This is a genomic window from Streptomyces sp. NPDC005863, assembly GCF_042871345.1.
Taxonomy (GTDB): Bacteria; Actinomycetota; Actinomycetes; order Streptomycetales; family Streptomycetaceae; genus Streptomyces.
Genome location: NZ_JBIAII010000009.1, coordinates 263,203 through 280,632, shown reverse-complemented (window position 1 = coordinate 280,632; position 17,430 = coordinate 263,203). Strand labels below are relative to the sequence as shown.

Annotated in this window: 15 protein-coding genes; 13 read left to right on the top strand and 2 right to left on the bottom strand. The window is 73.6% G+C overall.

The features are described from left to right. Window positions 1-8 precede the first annotated feature (8 nt). Both ACFYO9_RS28765 and ACFYO9_RS28760 read left to right on the top strand, forming a co-directional pair. Window positions 9-1,316, top strand: a complete 1,308-nt coding sequence (locus ACFYO9_RS28765; protein WP_358778324.1) for a haloacid dehalogenase-like hydrolase — start codon at window positions 9-11, stop codon at window positions 1,314-1,316. A 28-nt stretch (window positions 1,317-1,344) separates the two neighbouring features. Next, on the top strand, window positions 1,345-2,298 hold the full coding sequence (locus ACFYO9_RS28760; protein ID WP_358778325.1) for a DUF2510 domain-containing protein: 954 nt from the start codon (window positions 1,345-1,347) through the stop codon (window positions 2,296-2,298). Between the two features lie 15 nt (window positions 2,299-2,313). On the opposite strand, the gene ACFYO9_RS28755 is transcribed toward ACFYO9_RS28760, so the two are convergent. Next, entirely contained in the window at window positions 2,314-3,564 is a 1,251-nt protein-coding gene (locus ACFYO9_RS28755; RefSeq protein WP_358778326.1) for an amino acid deaminase/aldolase, read from the bottom strand. A 1,210-nt stretch (window positions 3,565-4,774) separates the two neighbouring features. Between ACFYO9_RS28755 and ACFYO9_RS28750 the strand changes: the two genes are divergently transcribed. From ACFYO9_RS28750 to ACFYO9_RS28740, 3 genes are all read left to right on the top strand, one after another. After that, a complete protein-coding gene (locus ACFYO9_RS28750) occupies window positions 4,775-5,629 on the top strand; it encodes a hypothetical protein (RefSeq protein ID WP_358709664.1) in 855 nt (284 codons plus the stop codon). Further along, complete coding sequence (gene mycP / locus ACFYO9_RS28745) at window positions 5,626-6,870, top strand: type VII secretion-associated serine protease mycosin (RefSeq protein ID WP_358778327.1); 1,245 nt, start codon at window positions 5,626-5,628, stop codon at window positions 6,868-6,870. Before ACFYO9_RS28750 ends, mycP begins: the two co-directional genes overlap by 4 nt. Window positions 6,871-6,947: 77 nt before the next feature. After that, window positions 6,948-7,730 (top strand): SseB family protein, encoded by a 783-nt coding sequence (locus tag ACFYO9_RS28740; RefSeq protein ID WP_358778370.1) that lies wholly within the window; start codon window positions 6,948-6,950, stop codon window positions 7,728-7,730. Window positions 7,731-7,789: 59 nt separating this feature from the next. Here the strand turns inward: ACFYO9_RS28740 and ACFYO9_RS28735 are convergent, their stop codons facing one another. Further along, window positions 7,790-8,176: a DUF1844 domain-containing protein gene (locus tag ACFYO9_RS28735; RefSeq protein ID WP_355810411.1), complete on the bottom strand. Its 387-nt coding sequence runs from the start codon at window positions 8,174-8,176 to the stop codon at window positions 7,790-7,792. A gap of 392 nt (window positions 8,177-8,568) precedes the next feature. On the opposite strand from ACFYO9_RS28735, the gene infC reads away from it, so the two are divergent. The 8 genes from infC (at window position 8,569) to ACFYO9_RS28695 (ending at window position 17,408) form a co-directional block, all read left to right on the top strand. Next, on the top strand, window positions 8,569-9,231 hold the full coding sequence (infC, locus tag ACFYO9_RS28730) for a translation initiation factor IF-3 (RefSeq protein WP_268775508.1): 663 nt from the start codon (window positions 8,569-8,571) through the stop codon (window positions 9,229-9,231). A 106-nt stretch (window positions 9,232-9,337) separates the two neighbouring features. Beyond that, complete coding sequence (rpmI, locus tag ACFYO9_RS28725; protein ID WP_007829094.1) at window positions 9,338-9,532, top strand: 50S ribosomal protein L35; 195 nt, start codon at window positions 9,338-9,340, stop codon at window positions 9,530-9,532. 94 nt (window positions 9,533-9,626) lie between these two features. Further along, a complete protein-coding gene (rplT, locus tag ACFYO9_RS28720; protein ID WP_355810414.1) occupies window positions 9,627-10,013 on the top strand; it encodes a 50S ribosomal protein L20 in 387 nt (128 codons plus the stop codon). Window positions 10,014-10,172: 159 nt separating this feature from the next. Continuing rightward, window positions 10,173-11,000: an RNA methyltransferase gene (locus ACFYO9_RS28715; protein WP_355810417.1), complete on the top strand. Its 828-nt coding sequence runs from the start codon at window positions 10,173-10,175 to the stop codon at window positions 10,998-11,000. Window positions 11,001-11,095: 95 nt separating this feature from the next. After that, window positions 11,096-12,238: an ATP-binding protein gene (locus ACFYO9_RS28710; RefSeq protein WP_358778328.1), complete on the top strand. Its 1,143-nt coding sequence runs from the start codon at window positions 11,096-11,098 to the stop codon at window positions 12,236-12,238. 158 nt (window positions 12,239-12,396) lie between these two features. After that, window positions 12,397-13,527: a phenylalanine--tRNA ligase subunit alpha gene (gene pheS / locus ACFYO9_RS28705; protein WP_355810422.1), complete on the top strand. Its 1,131-nt coding sequence runs from the start codon at window positions 12,397-12,399 to the stop codon at window positions 13,525-13,527. Then, window positions 13,527-16,073, top strand: a complete 2,547-nt coding sequence (pheT, locus tag ACFYO9_RS28700) for a phenylalanine--tRNA ligase subunit beta (RefSeq protein WP_358778329.1) — start codon at window positions 13,527-13,529, stop codon at window positions 16,071-16,073. Before pheS ends, pheT begins: the two co-directional genes overlap by 1 nt. Window positions 16,074-16,340: 267 nt before the next feature. After that, window positions 16,341-17,408, top strand: coding sequence for a PP2C family protein-serine/threonine phosphatase (locus ACFYO9_RS28695; RefSeq protein WP_358778330.1), 1,068 nt, complete (start codon window positions 16,341-16,343; stop codon window positions 17,406-17,408). Window positions 17,409-17,430 lie beyond the last annotated feature (22 nt).

Below are 17,430 nucleotides of genomic sequence, written 5' to 3'. Positions count from 1 at the left end.
CCACTCGCATGCGTAACAGAAACATTTTGGCGCTGACACTGGCCGCGGCCGCCACCCTGGCGGCCGTGCCCGCAGCCTTCCCCGCGGCCGCCGCCACGGCCGCGAACTCCCGTACGGCGGCGGCGCATTGCCCGCAGCTGTCGAAGAAGTTGTCCTGGTACGGCGACAACCGCGCCCATCTGCAGCAGATGATCGACGAGCGCGGCCGCTGCTCCCACCCGCGGCTCGGCCACGGCGAGAAGCGCCCGGTCGCCGCCTTCGACTGGGACAACACCGTCGTCAAGAACGACATCACCGACGCGACCATCGCCTGGGCCCTGCACCACGACAAGATCCTGCGGCCCAGGAGCTGGAAGTCCACCAGCAAGTGGATGACCGACGCCGCCGACCGCGCGCTGACCAAGGCGTGCGGCACCAAGGTGCCCGTCGGCAGGCCGCTGCCCACCTCCACCGACACCGCCTGCGCCGACGAGATCTTCGAGGTCCGCGAGGACGGCAGGACGATGAGCGGCGCCGCGGCCTTCGCCGGCACGTGGGACCACCGCCACACCGTCCCGCAGTACGCCTGGGTGCCGCAGCTCTTCGCCGGGCACACCGTCCGCGAACTGGAGTCGTACGCGGCCAAGGCCCGCAAGCAGGTGCTCGCCGCCCCCGTCGGCGCCACCCAGACCGTCGGCACCCACGAGATCCCCGGGTACGCCCGCTACTACCCGCAGCAGCGCGACCTGATCCGCACCCTGAAGAAGGCCGGCTTCGACGTCTACATCGTCTCGGCGGGCTCGGAGCCGGTGACCGAGGTCTGGGCCGGCGGCAAGGACGGCGTGGGCATCGACCGCGAGCACACCGTCGCGATCCGCTCCGTCCTCGACCGCAAGGGCCGCATCACCACCTGGAACCAGGGCTGCGGCGACGTCCCCGTCAACAAGGGCGAGGCCATTCCGTACATCGACGGCAAGCGCTGCTGGATCAACCAGGAGATCTACGGCGTCAAGGGCAAGCAGGCCTGGCACAAGCAGGACCGGGCGCACCGCATCGCGCTCGGCGGCGGCGACGCGGACACCGACGTGACGTTCGTCGGCGACGCGACCGGCGCGCACCTCGTGCTGAACCGCAACAAGAGCGAGGTCATGTGCCGCGCGTACGACGACGCGGACGGCCGCTGGCTGGTGAACCCCATGTTCATCGAGCCGCTGAAGCAGAATCCCGACCTCTACCCCTGCTCGACGAGCGCGTACAACGAGCACGACGGCGACAAGGGCCCCGTCCGGCGCCCGGACGGTTCCGTGGTTCCCGACCAGCGGGACTCGGTGTACTGATCTTCGCGGTACGTCCTAGAGTGCCGGGATGAGCATGACGACCCCTCCCGGCTGGTACCCGGACCCCGCGGCGCCCTCCGTCGAGCGCTGGTGGGACGGGACCGCCTGGACCGAGCACCGGCGGACCCCCGAGTACGCCCAAGTGCCCCAGGCCCAGCAGGGCTTCGGCCCGGCCGGGGCCACCACGGCCGTGGCGGCGCCGGCCGCCTCCGGCGGGGGCCGCGGCAAGGCCGTCGCGCTCACCGCCGCGGGGGTCGTCCTCGTCGGCGCGATCGTCGCGGGCGCCGTCGTCCTCACCCAGGACGACGGCGACCCGGCGGGCGGCGCACCGGCGCCCACCGCGCCGGTCAAGAGCGAGCGGGCGCCCACCGCGACGGCGTCGAAGACGGCGTCGCCCAGCTCCGACCCCGACCCGGACACCCTCGTCGACGACCTCAACGGCATCACGCTCCCCGTCCCCGACGGCTGGGAGAAGAACGACGACGCCCTCGGCGGCGGCGCCACCATCCAGACCCCGGACGTCGTCGACTGCCCGGGCGACTCCGGGCTCTGCCGCGAGGCCACCGTCACGTCGAGCACCGTGACCGGCAGCGACGAGACGGACCCCAAGGCCCTCGCCCTGGGCGACATCAAGGACGCGGCGGACGCCGCCTACGGCCACGACAAGCTGGACAACCGGCCCTACGGCGGCATCACCGGCCACGAGAAGGTCAAGGAGGGCCAGGTGGCCGTCGCGGGCCGCAGCGGGTACTTCGTGCGCTGGCGGGTGCGGACCGCCAAGGGCGTAGGGGGATACGTCCAGTCGCTCGCGTTCAAGTCGAGCGTCGGCTCCCAGTCGCCGGTCATCGTCCGCTTCGCCGTCGGCGCGGGGGACGACGCGCCGCAGGTCACCGTCATGGACGAGATCACCGAGGGGATCAGGTCGGTCGACGACAGCGCGACGGGCGGCGGCGTCGGCGAGGACGTCGGCCCGACGCCCTGACCCGGGAGCCGCGGGTCACAGGAAGGTGTGGCCCTCGCCCCGGTACGTGGGCACGCTCGCCGTCACCGTCTCGCCCTCGACCAGATGCAGCGTGGCGAACCGCTCGCACAGCTCCCCGGCCTTGGCGTGCCGGAACCACACCTTGTCGCCGATCGACAGGTCGTCCGCGGCCGGCCCGTGCAACGGCGTCTGCACCTCGCCCGCGCCCTCCTGCGGGTCGTACCGCAGCCCCTCGGGCAGATACGGCACCGGCGAGCGGTCGGGGCCCGCGACCCCCGACGCCGGATAGCCCCCGCCGAGCACCGTCACGGTGCCCGCGCCGGGCCGGCGCACCACGGGCTGCGCGAACAGCGCGGCCGGACGGCCGCTGAACGACGTGTAGTTGTCGAAGAGCCGTGGCACGAAAAGACCCGACCCCGCGGCGATCTCGGTGACCGCGCGCTCGGCCGCGGTGTGCTGCACGCTGCCGGTCCCGCCGCCGTTCACGAACTCCAGGTCCGGCGCGGCCGCGCGGACGGCCGCGATGGTCGCCCCGCGGCGCGCGGCCAGTTCCCTGCGGGCCGCGGTCTGCATCATCCGGATCGCCCGCGAGCGCGCCGGGTGCCCCTCCACCGCGTCGCCCACGCCCGCGACATGACCCTCGTACGCCATCACGCCCACCAGCCGGAAGCCGGGCCGCCGCACGATCGCCCGGGCCAGCGCGGCGACCTGCACGGGGGAGTGCAGCGGGGAGCGGAGCGCGCCGACGCGCACCCGGCCACCGAGCACCCGGTACGCGGTGTCCAACTCCAGGCAGACCCGCACCTCCTCGGTGCCGCCGTCCCGCGCCTCGTCGATCAGCCGCAGCTGCGCCGGGTCGTCGACCATCACGGTCACCGCGGCCGCGAGCTTCGGGTCGGCGGTGAGCCGCGCGAAACCGGCGCGGTCCGCCGAGGGGTAGGCGAGCAGCACGTCACCGAAGCCGGACTCGGCGAGCCACAGCGACTCGGCGAGCGTGAACGACAGGATCCCGGCGAACCCGTCGCGGGCCAGCACCCGTTCGAGCAGGGCGCGGCAGCGCACGGACTTGCTCGCGACGCGGATCGGCTTGCCCGCGGCGCGGCGTACGAGATCGTCGGCGTTGGCGTCGAAGGCGTCCAGGTCGACGATGGCCACGGGGGCGTCGAGATGCGCGGTGGCCCGGTCGTAACGGGCCCGGTCTGCTGCGGTCCGCGGCGCGTTGCGCGGCGTCGAGGGACGGGGGCCGGGGGACGGGTGGGCTGTCATGGCCGAAGCCTGCCAGACACGATTACCGGAGGGTAGGGGGATGATCCGGGCAGAACGCCCGGGGGCCCGGACTGGGTTCCCGTAGGTCCGGCGTCAGCCCGTAGAGTGACGCGCACGGAGTCTGACGGAGCGGCGCGCACAAGCCTCGCCGGCCTCGCGCTCCGGCCGGCCGAGCGCGAGGAAACGGGGGAGCATGAGCACGGAGGCGGCTCGCAGCCCCATCCCCCCACGTCCTGCCGTGCCTCCCCGCCCTGCGGGCCCGCCGGACCTCGCCGCGGCCCCGGCCGACGAGAGCGCCGAGCCGCCCCCGGCACCCTCCGCCCGCTTCCCCGACGTCCGGCCGCCCGTCGACCGGGACTGGCTCCTCGACGCCCCGCGCCCGGCACCCGCGGAGGACGCGGCAGACCGAACGGCCCGAATCCAGGCCCTACTGGCCCCCTTCGAACAGGCCCGAAACCACCACGCCCCATCCCCGACGCCGCCCCGCCTTCCCGAGGCCCCGCCGGCGCCGGTGGAGCCGACCTCGCCCCGGCTTCCCGAAGCCCCGCCGACGTCGGTGGAGCTGACCTCGCCCCGCCGTGCGGTACCGCCGCCTGGCTCGGCCCGTCTCCCCGACGCCCCGCCGACTTCGGCCGAGCCGACCTCCGCGCCGCCGCGCCCCGCCGTGCCCCCGCAGACCCGCGCGGAAGGCGAGGCGTCGGCCGCTCCGGCACCCCCGCCTGCTTCGGCCCGCCTCCCCGACGCCCCGCCGGTGCCGGTAAAGCTGACCTCGCCCCGCCCTGCGGTACCGCCGCCTGCGTCGGCCCATCTCCCCGAGACCCCGCCGACTTCGGCCGAGCCGACCTCCGCGCCGCCGCGCCCAGCCGCGCCCCCGCAGCCCCGCGCGAAAGACGAGGCGCCACCCGCTCCGGCACCCCCGCCTGCCTCGGCCCGTCTCCCCGACGCCCCGCCTGTGTCGGCCGAGTCGACCCCCTCGATACCCCCGCACGCCCGCACGGAACGCGACGCCGCTACCGCCCCGGCACCCCCGGCGGCCCCGGCCTCCGCGCCCCAGACCCCCGGCGCCCCCTCCGCCTCGGAGGCGCCCCCCGCCCGTGACCGGCTGGACGACGCCGCGCCTGAGGAGACGACCGCCCGGTTGCGGCCCATCCCCGGTGACGGGGGGGCGGATCCGGTCCCCGCGCGCGCACGCGCCCGTGCCGTCGGGGCCGTGGATCTGACACCGGGGCCCGGGGCCGGACGGCCCTTCGTGTCCTTCGCGCGGCCCGCGCTGTACGACGACAGCACCACCCGGCTGCGGCCCATCGGCGCCTGGGCGCGGCCCCGCGCTGCCGCCGCCGTGGCCTGTGTCGTCCTCGGGGTCGGCCTCATCGGCGGTGCGGTGACCGGGAGTTGGCTGACCGGCGCCTCCGCGGCGGGCGGTGCCGACCGCAGCGCGTACACCGTCACCGGCGGACTCTGGCACAGCGTCCCCGTCGACCGGCTCTTCCCGCCCGCCCTGAAGGGCGAGGGCGCGGGCCCGGGCGGCGCCGACCGCTCCTGGACCCGCGTCGCCGTCGCCCCCGACAGCGGCTGCCGGGGCGCCTTCGACCCGCTGCTGCGCAAGGCGCTCGCCCCGGCCGGCTGTCTGCGGCTGCTGCGCGCCACGTACACGGACGCCACCCGCAGCCATGTCACCACCGTGGGCCTGCTGTTCACCAAGGCGGACGCCGACGCGATGCAGACCCTGCGGAACCGTTTCACGGAGGAGGGGCTCGACCGGCGCCCCGACCTCATGCCCCGCCCGTACGCGGCCAAGGGCACGCCGGCCGAGGGGTTCGGGGACGCGCAGCGCGCCGCCTGGACCATGTCCGTGCTGCCGGACGCGCCCGTCGTCGCGTACGCCGTCTCCGGATTCGCCGACGGCCGCGCCGTCACGGACCCCGAGCCCGCCACCGAGGCCATGGGCACCAACACCACGTCGGCGCCCGCCCAGTCGGGCCTCGGCCACGAGGCGAAGGGCATCGCCGACCGGATCGAACGAGGCCTGCGCAAGACCATCGCGGCAGCGGAGAAGCACTCATGAGTATCCGTCGGGTGAGGGCGCGCGGGGTCGGCAGCAACCGGGTCGCGCAGGCCCGCCCCGCGAAGGCCCGCCCCGTGAGGATCCGCCACGCGCTCGTCGCCGCCGTCACCGCCACCCTGGCCCTCGCCCCCGTCACCCCCGCCCACGCCGACGACGGCATCCGCGCCCAGCAGTGGGCCCTCGGCGCCATGCACACCGACGAGGCCTGGCGGACCACCAAGGGCGCAGGCATCACCGTCGCCGTCCTGGACACCGGCATAGACGCACAGCACCCGGACCTCGCGGGCAGCGTCCTCAAGGGCAAGGACATGGTCGGCTTCGGGGCCGGCCGCGGCGACCGGCCCTGGGCCCGGCACGGCACCGCCATGGCCGGGATCATCGCGGGCCACGGCCACGGCGAGAGCCGCTCCGACGGCGTGCTCGGCATCGCGCCCGACGCGAAGATCCTGCCGATCCGCGTGATCCTGGAGGACGGCGACCCCGCCCGCAAGAAGGCCCGCGACACCCGCGGCAACGCCCTCGCCGACGGCATCCGCTGGGCCGCCGACCACGGCGCCGACGTCATCAACCTCTCCCTCGGCGACGACTCCAAGTCCGCCCACCCCGAACCGGCCGAGGACGCCGCCGTGCAGTACGCCCTGAAGAAGGGCGTCGCCGTCGTCGCCTCCGCGGGCAACGGCGGCGAGCGCGGCGACCACGTCTCCTACCCGGCCGCCTACCCCGGCGTGATCGCCGCGACGGCCGTCGACGAGAACGGCGCCCGCGCCTCCTTCTCCACCCGCCGCTGGTACGCCACCGTCGCCGCGCCCGGCGACGACATCGTCATCGCCGACCCCGACCACAAGTACTACGAGGGCTGGGGCACCAGCGCCGCCTCCGCCTTCGTGTCCGGCGCCGTCGCCCTGCTCCGCGCGGCCCACCCCGGGCTCACCCCCGCCCAGCTCAAACAGCTCCTGGAGGACACCGCACGGGACGCCCCCGCCGGCGGCCGGGACGACTCCCGGGGCTTCGGAATGATCGACCCGGCGGCCGCGCTCACCCGGGCGGCCAAGCTCGAGCCCGAAGAGCCGCACACGGCGGCGTACGGCACGAAGTACTTCGGCGCGGGGCCGGACGCGACGGTCGGCGACGACGGCCCGGCGGGCTGGGTGGGCCCGGTCGCCGGCGGCCTGGGCGTCGCGCTGCTCGCCGCGGCGGTCCACCTGTGGCGGACCAGGGCCGGGACGCCCCGGCGCGGCTGACCTAGGGGCCCCGGCGGAGCCCCGGGCGACTGATCGGAGCGGCACGGCCACTCTGTAGGGTCGATGCCGTGGCGAACATGGCGAACAAGAACATTCCCGACCCGGGCTTCTCCGACGACGACGGCACGGCAGACCCGCGACTGGCCGCTGCGCTCGCCGCCTGGTCGAAGGACCGCACGGCGCACGGCCCCGTCCTCGCGGCCCTGGCCGGCGCCCGGCTCCTCGTCCCCGTCGTCGCCTTGCTCGGTGAGGTCGAGGAGGACCATCAAGGGGAGGGCGAAGCTCTTCATAAGGGTGGTGGCGGGCGACGGGGGGGCGGTCTGCGCCGCGAGAAGACCAGCGACATGGCGGTCCCCACCCTCAAGGCCGGGGACCGCAAGGCGCTGCCCGCCTTCACCTCCACCGAGGCGCTCGCCCTGTGGGACCCGGCGGCCCGCCCCGTCGCCGTCCCCCTGCCCCAGGCGCTGCAGGCCGCCGTCCACGAGCAGGCCGACACCATCGTCCTGGACCTCGCGGGCCCCGTCCCCTACGAACTGGGCCGCTCCGCCCTGCTCGCCCTCGCCGAGGGCCGCGCCAGCGCCGACCCGCTCGCCGACCCCGCCGTCACCGACGCGGTGCGCGCGGCCGTCGCCGCCGAGCCCGCCGTGCTCCGCGCCCACCTCGGCCCCGGCCAGGCGGACGGCACCCTCGCCCTGGTCATCGACCCCGCCGCGGAGCCCGCCGAGGCGGCCCGGCGCGTGGCCCGGCACATCGCCGCCGACGAAACACTGAGGGCCCGCCTGGTGCGCGGTCTCGACCTGGCACTCCTGCCGGCCGAGGCGACGCCGCCGGGCGAGCCCCTCTACGTACGTACGGTGTGAAGCCACGTACGGTGTGAAGCCACGTACGCACGCGCGGCACGTACGTACGGTGTGACGGGTCAGCCGTAGACCGGGCCCGTGTACTTCTCGCCCGGACCCTGACCCGGCTCGTCCGCCACCAGCGACGCCTCGCGGAACGCCAGCTGCAGCGACTTCAGGCCGTCCCGCAGCGGCGCCGCGTGGAACGAGCTGATCTCCGTGGCGCTCGCGTCCATCAGGCCGGCCAGCGAGTGGATCAGCTTGCGGGCCTCGTCCAGGTCCTTGTGGCCCTCGCCGCCCTCGGCGAGACCGAGGTTCACGGCCGCGGCGCTCATCAGGTGGACCGCCACCGTGGTGATCACCTCGACCGCGGGGACGTCCGCGATGTCACGGGTCAGGGTGTCGAAGTCGGGGGAGTCGGGCCCGGGGACCGCGGGGGACTCGGGGGTGGGGGTCGCGTCGCTCATGCCCTCCACGATATGCCGAGCCCCGTACGGCCCCGGCCGCGGGAGCCCCGTGCGCGCCGGTTCGCCCCACCCCCGCGGAGCTGCTAACCTTGTGTGACGACCGGCCGGATACCCGCGTGTCAGCGCGAGACCCGGCCCACAAGTGGAGGCTCCGATCTCCCACCTGGCCGCTCCTAGGGGCGGCGGGTCACCGGTCAGGCGGCCGAAGTCCCCGAGGCTTCGGGTCGCCCGATGTGCGCCCCGCGATCACCGCGGAGGTGCTCCGGTAGTACGTGGAGCCCCTTCAGTGTGATCGGTCGGGGCATTTTTTGTGGCCTCGTTCGGTTGGTCTAGTCAACAGACGTAACGCGGCTGTCCGCCAGACGGTCGCGTGGTGCTACCGAGGAGGATCCATCAGCGCCGAGCCCCGCATCAACGACCGGATTCGCGTTCCCGAGGTGCGACTTGTCGGTCCCAGCGGCGAGCAGGTCGGGATTGTTCCGCTTGCCAAGGCCCTGGAGCTTGCACAGGAGTACGACCTTGACCTGGTCGAGGTGGCCGCCACCGCGCGCCCGCCGGTCTGCAAGCTCATGGACTACGGCAAGTTCAAGTACGAGTCGGCCATGAAGGCCCGTGAGGCGCGCAAGAACCAGGCGCACACGGTCATCAAGGAGATGAAGCTCCGGCCGAAGATCGACCCGCACGACTATGACACCAAGAAGGGTCATGTCGTCCGGTTCCTCAAGCAGGGCGACAAGGTCAAGATCACGATCATGTTCCGTGGTCGCGAGCAGTCCCGCCCCGAACTGGGCTTCCGACTGCTGCAGCGTCTCGCTTCGGACGTCGAGGACCTTGGGTTCATCGAGTCGAACCCGAAGCAGGACGGCCGAAACATGATCATGGTTCTCGGTCCGCACAAGAAGAAGACCGAGGCGATGGCCGAGGCCCGTGAGGCCCAGGCGGCTCGCAAGGCGGACGCGAAGGCCAACCCGGGCCGCTCGCAGAACTCCGCCGAGGGAGAGGAGCTCGACGAAGCTCCCGCCGAGGCCCCGGCCGAGGCTCCTGCCGAGGCCTGATCCCCCGGACGCGAGTCCAGGGGATGCCAACCGATACATATGGCTCCCGGATGCCCGGTTTCACGACCGGGCATCGGAGTGCCACTGACGAGGAGAGAACGGCGCTATGCCGAAGAACAAGTCGCACAGCGGTGCCAGCAAGCGCTTCAAGGTCACCGGCTCCGGCAAGGTGCTCCGCGAGCGCGCCGGCAAGCGCCACCTGCTCGAGCACAAGTCGTCCCGTCTGACGCGTCGCCTCACCGGCAACGCCGAGATGGCCCCGGGCGACGCCAAGAAGATCAAGAAGCTTCTCGGCAAGTGAGTCCGGGCGCGGATCGCGCCTGAACTCTGACCGGGACCCAATCGATATCGGGTCGTGTGAGTCCAACCACGGCCCCGCTACAAGGAGTTAACAAGTGGCACGCGTCAAGCGGGCAGTCAACGCCCACAAGAAGCGTCGGGCGATCCTCGAAGCGGCCAGCGGTTACCGCGGCCAGCGGTCGCGCCTGTACCGCAAGGCCAAGGAGCAGGTCACCCACTCCCTGGTCTACAACTACAACGACCGCAAGAAGCGCAAGGGCGACTTCCGTCGGCTGTGGATCCAGCGCATCAACGCCGCTGCCCGCGCCAACGGCATGACGTACAACCGCCTCATCCAGGGTCTGAACGCCGCCAACATCGAGGTGGACCGCAAGATCCTCGCGGAGCTGGCCGTCAACGACGAGAACGCGTTCGCCGCGCTCGTCGAGGTCGCGCAGAAGGCGCTGCCGTCGGACGTCAACGCGCCGAAGGCTGCCGCCTGAGCCGTGTGTCTGTGAACGCCCTCCTCGGACCCGCAGGCCACCCGTGGCCTGCGGGTCCGAGTGCGTAGGTCGGCTGTTCCCCGCGGGCCGTGGGGGCTTGTCGCGCAGTTCCCCGCGCCCCTACGGGGCGCTCAACCCCCGCTCCACGAAGGTGAGTTCATGACCGCCGCCCCCGAGTCGATCTCCCCCAAGTCGCCCCGCGTCAGTGCCGCGCGGCGGCTGGCCAAGCGGAACTTCCGGGGGAAGGAGCGGCTGTTCCTCGCCGAGGGGCCGCAGGCCGTACGCGAGGCCGCCGGGCACGGGCAGACGCTCGTCGAGCTGTTCGCCACCGTCGAAGCGGCCGAGCGGCACGCCGACATCGTGGCGGAGGCCCGCGCCGCCGGGGCCCGGGTGCACCTCGCCGACGAGGACGTCATCGCCGACATCTCCACCACGGTCACCCCGCAGGGCCTGGTCGGCGTCTGCCGCTTCCTCGACGTGCCCTTCGCGGAGATCCTCGCCGCCCGCCCCAAGCTCGTCGCCGTCCTCGCCCATGTGCGCGACCCCGGCAACGCCGGGACCGTGCTGCGCTGCGCGGACGCCGCGGGCGCCGACGCCGTGATCTTCACCGACGCCTCGGTGGACCTCTACAACCCCAAGTCGGTGCGCGCGTCGGTCGGTTCGCACTTCCATCTCCCCGTCGCCGTCGGCGTCCCCGTCGAGCAGGCCGTCCAGGGGCTGAAGGACGCGGGCGTACGGATCCTCGCCGCCGACGGGGCGGGTGCGGACGACCTCGACACCGAACTCGACCGGGGCACCATGGGCACCCCCACCGCCTGGGTCTTCGGCAACGAGGCCTGGGGCCTGCCGGAGGAGACCCGCGCGCTCGCCGACGCCGTGGTGCGCGTTCCGATCCACGGCAGAGCCGAAAGCCTCAACCTCGCGACGGCCGCGGCCGTGTGCCTCTATGCGTCCGCCCGCGCCCAGCGCGCCGGCAGTCCTCGCTGAGGGGGTCCGCTCCGTCACATCGAGCTAGTAGTGTGACGGCCTCGGGGGCGCAGGGAGGCACCCCCACCGACAGTCCGAGAGGTGGGGTACGGGGCATGAGTGTCGGCACGAGCAGAGCACCGGGAGTGCGGGACGTGGTCCGTGCTCGGGCGGACCACGACGGCCCCGGTGACCTCGGCGACCTCGGACTCGACCCGGACGAGCTGCCCGACGGACTCGTCGTCGCCGACGAGACGGGCCGGATCATCTGCTTCAACGCGGCGGCGGTACGGATCACCGCCGTCCCCGCGGCCGACGCCCTCGGCACCCCGCTGGAGCACGCGCTCCCGTTAGAAGACCTCGAAGGCCGCCGCTGGTGGCAGCTGACCGATCCCTACGGAGGCCTCGCCATCCGCATCGGCCAGCCCGAGCGCAACCTGCTGCTCCCCGGTGGCCGCGAGGTCCTCGTCTCCGCCCGCTACGTGCGCACCGCCCGCACTGGGCCCGTACGCCGGGTGATCGTCTCCCTGCGGGACACCGAGGCCCGCCGCCGCACCGAGCGCAGCCACGCCGAGCTGATCGCCACGGTCGCCCACGAGCTCCGCTCGCCGCTCACCTCCGTCAAGGGCTTCACCGCGACGCTGCTCGCCAAGTGGGAGCGGTTCACCGACGACCAGAAGAAACTGATGCTGGAGACCGTCGACGCCGACGCCAACCGCGTCACCCGGCTGATCGCCGAACTCCTCGACATCTCCCGCATCGACTCCGGGCGCCTCGAGCTGCGCCGCCAGCCCGTCGACATAGGCGCCGCCGTCGGCCGCCACATCCAGGCGTACGTCGCCTCAGGGCAGGACGCGGACCGCTTCCTCGTCCGGGTCGCGCAGCCGCTGCCCGACTGCTGGGCGGACCCCGACAAGATCGACCAGGTGCTCAGCAACCTGCTGGAAAACGCGGTGCGCCACGGCGAGGGAACCGTCACCATCGAGGTGGCCGCCTCCTCCTCGCCACGCGAGCGGGGCGGCGCCGAGACGGCCGTGACCGTGAGCGACGAGGGTCCCGGCATTCCGGAGGAGTCGATGGGCCGCGTCTTCACCCGCTTCTGGCGGGGCAGCAAGCGCGGCGGGACGGGACTGGGGTTGTACATCGTGAAGGGCATCGTGGAGGTGCACGGCGGGACGATCACCGTCGGCCGCGCCCACGGCGGCGGCGCCCAGTTCCGATTTACGTTGCCCGTGGGGGCCCCGGCGTATCTGCAGTGACCCTGCAAAGGACGCCCTGAGCAGCCCGCGGGCTCATGCGTTCACCGCACCCCCGTTAGACTCGGTGGTTGGCACTTTGTGTCCCCATACCTGGGACTGCTTGTCTCCGAGTTGTTGACGGGGACCCATCCGCCAGCCAATCGGAAGCACGGGAAGAGATGTCGGCACCGAACAAGTCGTACGACCCTGTTGAGGTCGAGGCACTGAAACCTGAAGAGATCGAGCGCATGCGGGACGAGGCGCTCGCCGCCCTCGCCGCCGCGGACACGCTCGACGCGCTCCAGGAGGCCAAGGTCGCGCACACCGGCGGCACCTCGCCGCTGGCGCTCGCCAACCGCGAGATCGGCGCGCTGCCCCCGCAGGCCAAGGCCGAGGCGGGCAAGCGCGTCGGCATGGCGCGCGGCGCCGTGAGCAAGGCCCTGGCCGCCCGCCAGACCGAGCTCGAGGCCGAGCGCGACGCCCGCGTCCTGGTCGAGGAGGCAGTGGACGTCACGCTGCCCCACGACCGCACGCCCGCCGGCGCCCGCCACCCGCTGACCACCTTCATGGAGCGCGTCGCGGACGTCTTCGTCGCCATGGGGTACGAGGTCGCCGAGGGCCCCGAGGTCGAGGCGGAGTGGTTCAACTTCGACGCCCTCAACTTCACGCCCGACCACCCGGCCCGGCAGATGCAGGACACCTTCTTCGTCCAGGGCCCGGACGGCGGGACCGGCGACGAGTCCGGTGTCGTGCTGCGCACGCACACCTCGCCCGTACAGGCCCGCTCGCTCATCGAGCGCCGTGAGCCGCCGGTCTACGTGGTCTGCCCCGGCCGCGTGTACCGCACGGACGAGCTCGACGCCACGCACACCCCGGTCTTCCACCAGATCGAGCTGCTCGCCGTCGACGAGGGCCTGACCATGGCCGACCTCAAGGGCACCCTGGACCACATGGTCCAGTCGCTCTTCGGCCCGGACATGAAGACCCGCCTGCGGCCGAACTTCTTCCCGTTCACCGAGCCGTCCGCCGAGATGGACATGGTCTGCTACGTCTGCCGCGGCGAGTCCGTCGGCAACCCCGACCGCCCCTGCCGCACCTGCGGCAGCGAGGGCTGGATCGAGCTCGGCGGCTGCGGCATGGTCAACCCCAAGGTGCTCACCGCCTGCGGCGTCGACCCCCAGAAGTACAGCGGATTCGCCTTCGGGTTCGGCATCGAACGGATGCTGATGTTCCGCCACAACGTCGAAGACATGCGAGACATGGTCGAGGGTGACATCCGGTTCACCCGGCCGTTCGGGATGGAGATCTGATGCGGGTCCCGCTTTCCTGGCTGCGGGAGTACGTCGACCTCCCCGCCACCGAGACCGGCCGTGACGTGCAGGCCAAGCTGATCGAGGTCGGCCTTGAGGTCGAGACCGTCGAGCAGCTCGGCGCCGGCCTCAAGGGCCCGCTCGTCGTGGGCAAGGTCCTCACCATCGAGGAGCTGGAGGGCTTCAAGAAGCCCATCCGCTTCTGCACCGTCGACGTGGGCGCCGCCAACGGCACGGGCGAGCCGCAGGAGATCGTCTGCGGCGCCCGGAACTTCGCCGTCGGCGACAAGGTCGTCGTGGTGCTGCCCGGCGCCGTCCTGCCCGGCGACTTCGCCATCGCCGCCCGCAAGACGTACGGCAAGACGTCCCACGGCATGATCTGCTCCGGCGGCGAGCTGGGCATGGGCGACGACGGAAGCGGCGGCATCATCGTCCTGCCGCCCGAGCACGAGGCCGGCACCGACGCCATCGAGCTCCTGGAGCTCGTCGACGAGGTCCTCGACATCGCCGTCACGCCCGACCGGGGCTATGCCCTGTCGATGCGCGGCGTCGCCCGCGAGACCGCCATCGCGTACGGCCTGCCGCTGCGCGACCCGGCCCTGCTCGACGTGCCCGCGCCGAACTCCTTCGGCTACCCGGTCAAGATCGCCGACCCGATCGGCTGCGACCGCTTCACCGCGCGCACCGTCACCGGCCTCCAGCCCGGGGCCCGCTCCCCGATCTGGCTGCAGCGCCGGCTGCAGAAGGTCGGCATGCGTCCGATCTCGCTCGCCGTCGACATCACGAACTACGTGATGATGGAGCTCGGCCAGCCCCTGCACGCGTACGACCGCTCCCGCATCCAGGGCGCGATCGGCGTGCGCCGGGCCGAGCAGGGCGAGAAGCTCACCACCCTCGACGGCGCCAAGCGCGTCCTGGACGCCGAGGACCTGGTCATCACCGACGACCGCGGCCCCATCGGCCTCGCGGGCGTCATGGGCGGCGCCAACACGGAGATCGCCGACTCCGAGACCCCCGCGTTCGACCCGACGGGTACGGCGGCCGCCGAGGCCGGCGGCACCACCGAGGTGGTGATCGAGGCCGCGCACTTCGACGCGATCTCCATCGCCCGCACCGCGCGCCGCCACAAGCTGGCCTCCGAGGCGTCCAAGCGCTTCGAGCGCGGCGTCGACCCGCAGGCCGCGGCCGCCGCCGCGCAGCGCACCGTCGACCTGCTGGTGCTCCTCGCGGGCGGCAGCGCCGAGGCCGGCGTCACCGAGGTCATCGCCCCGACCGCGCCGCGCACGATCACCATGCCGGCCGACCACCCGGACAAGGTCGCCGGCGTCGCCTACGGCCGCGAGACCGTCGTACGCCGCCTCCAGCAGGTCGGCTGCGACGTCTACGGCCAGGACGCCCTGACGGTCACCGTGCCGTCCTGGCGCCCCGACCTCGCCGAGCCGAACGACCTCGCCGAAGAGGTCATCCGCCTGGAGGGGTACGAGAACCTCCCCTCGACGCTGCCCAAGCCCCCCGCGGGCCGCGGCCTCACCGAGCGGCAGCGGCTGCACCGCCGGGTCGGCCGCGCGCTGGCCGGCGCCGGTTTCGTCGAGGCGCTCAGCTACCCCTTCCTCGGCGAGGCCACCTTCGACCAGCTGCAGCTGGCCGAGGACGACCCCGACCGCCGTGTCGTGAAGCTGGCCAACCCGCTCTCCGACGAGGAGCCCGCGCTGCGCACGACGCTGCTGCCCGGACTGCTCGCCGCGCTGCGCCGCAACGACGGCCGCGGCAGCCACGACCTGGCCCTCTTCGAGACCGGCCTGGTCTTCCACCCGCGGGACGAGCTGAAGGTCGCGGTGCGCCTGCCCGTCGACCGGCGTCCCACCGACGAGGAGATCGCGTCCCTGACCGACGCGCTGCCCGTCCAGCCCCGGCACGCCGCCGTCGTCCTCGCGGGCGCCCGCGAGCAGGCCGGCTGGTGGGGCAAGGGCCGCCCGGCGGACTGGGCCGACGCCGTGGAGTCGGCGCGGACCATCGCCGCGGAGGCCGGCGTCGAGCTCATCGTCGACCAGGGCCAGTACGGCCCCTGGCACCCGGGCCGGTGCGCCGAGCTGAAGGTCGTCGTCGACGGCGAGATCGTCACCGTCGGCCACGCGGGCGAGCTGCACCCGCGCGCCGTGAAGGCGTTCGGCGTGCCCGCGCGCACCTGTGCGATGGAGCTCGACCTGGACCTCCTTGAGTCGGCGCGCGACGGGGTCCTCCGGGCACCGCGCATCTCCACCTTCCCGGTCGCCACCCAGGACGTCGCCCTGGTGGTCGACGCCACGGTGCCCGCCGCCGTCGTCGAGTACCACCTGCGCGGCGGCGCGGGCGAACTCCTGGAGTCCATCCGGCTGTTCGACGTCTTCGAGGGGGAGCAGGTCGGCGAGGGCAAGAAGTCGCTGGCCTACGCGCTGCGCTTCCGCGCGGCCGACCGCACGCTCACCGTCGACGAGGCCTCCGCGGCCCGTGACGCGGCCGTCGCGCGCGCGGCCGAGGCGACGGGTGCGGTGCTGCGCGGAGCGTAGCCACCGCCCGTAGCCGACACCAGGCGCATCAGGGGCGTACAGAGGGGCTTGTCCGGACCACCGGGCAAGCCCCTCACTCGTTCGGGTGACAAGGGGCGTCACCCCCGTCCGCTCGGACCACACGGTCGACAGAATCGGTCCGGCCGTAGGAGCCGGCCAGCGCGCTGAACTGGGGGCGACGGCATGATGCGGATCAGAGCGGGGGCGCCCCGCCGGGACGTGCTCCGGATGCGGGAGCGCGACCGGCGTCCCCGAAGGATCACCCGCATGCTTCCGCGGGTGCTGCGCGGAGTGCGGCCGGTACGGTGCCGGCGGGGTCGACGCGCGGTCTCGCTGGGGCTGCCCACCCTGTGGGGCGCCGTCGCCGTCACGTACAAGCTGGCCTGTCCGCTCGCGCAGCAGGACGGCATGGAGGCGCGGATCGTCGGCAGCGCCGTCTTCTTCGCCGTCGGTACCGGCCTCGTCCTGCACGTCCGGCGCGCGCTGGTCCGGGAGCTGCGCCAGGTCAGGGAGGTCGCGGGCGCCGCGCAGAACGTCCTCCTGCGACCGCTGCCGCCCTGCGTCGAAGGGCTCGCGCTCGCCGCCGGGCGGCTCTCCGCCTCGCGGGGCGCCTCCGTCGGCGGCGATCTGTACGAGGTGGCGGCCACCGACCACGGGGTCCGGATCGTGATGGGCGACGTGCGCGGGCACGGCCTGCCCGCCATCGGGACCGTCGCCGCGCTCCTCGGCAGCTTCCGCGACGCGGCCCACGACGAGCCCGAACTGCCCCTGGTGGCACGCCGGTTGGAGCGCGCCCTCGACCGGCATCTGCGGGAGCGCTCGCGCACCGAGCACCTCACGGGCGGGGGCGCGGCGGATGCCCCGCCCGCCGAGGAGTTCGTCACCGTCCTGCTCCTGGAGATCAGCGCCGAGGGCGAGATCGCCGCGCTCAACTGCGGGCACCCCTGGCCGCATCTGCTGAGCGGGCACGCGCGGCCGCTGACCGACGCCGACCCGCTGCCGCCGCTCGGCCTGTTCCCGCTCCCCGCCGAACTGCCCGTACTGCACTGTGGGTTGCTGCTGCCCGGTGAGGCGCTCGTCCTGCACACCGACGGCATGGAGGACGAGCGGAACGCCGAGGGCGCCTTCTTCCCGCTGCAGGCCGTCCTCACCGAGGCCGCCGGCGGCAGAACCGTCTCGCCCCAGGCCCTGGTCCGTGCGGTCTACGCCCGACTGACGCGCCACGCGGGCCGGTTGCCGTCCGACGACGCGGCTCTGCTCGTGGTGCGCAACGACCGGCCGAGGGTGCCCGCACAGCCTGCCGAGTCGGGGCGGCACGCCCGCACCATGAGCTGAGCCTCTCGCGTACGCGGAACCT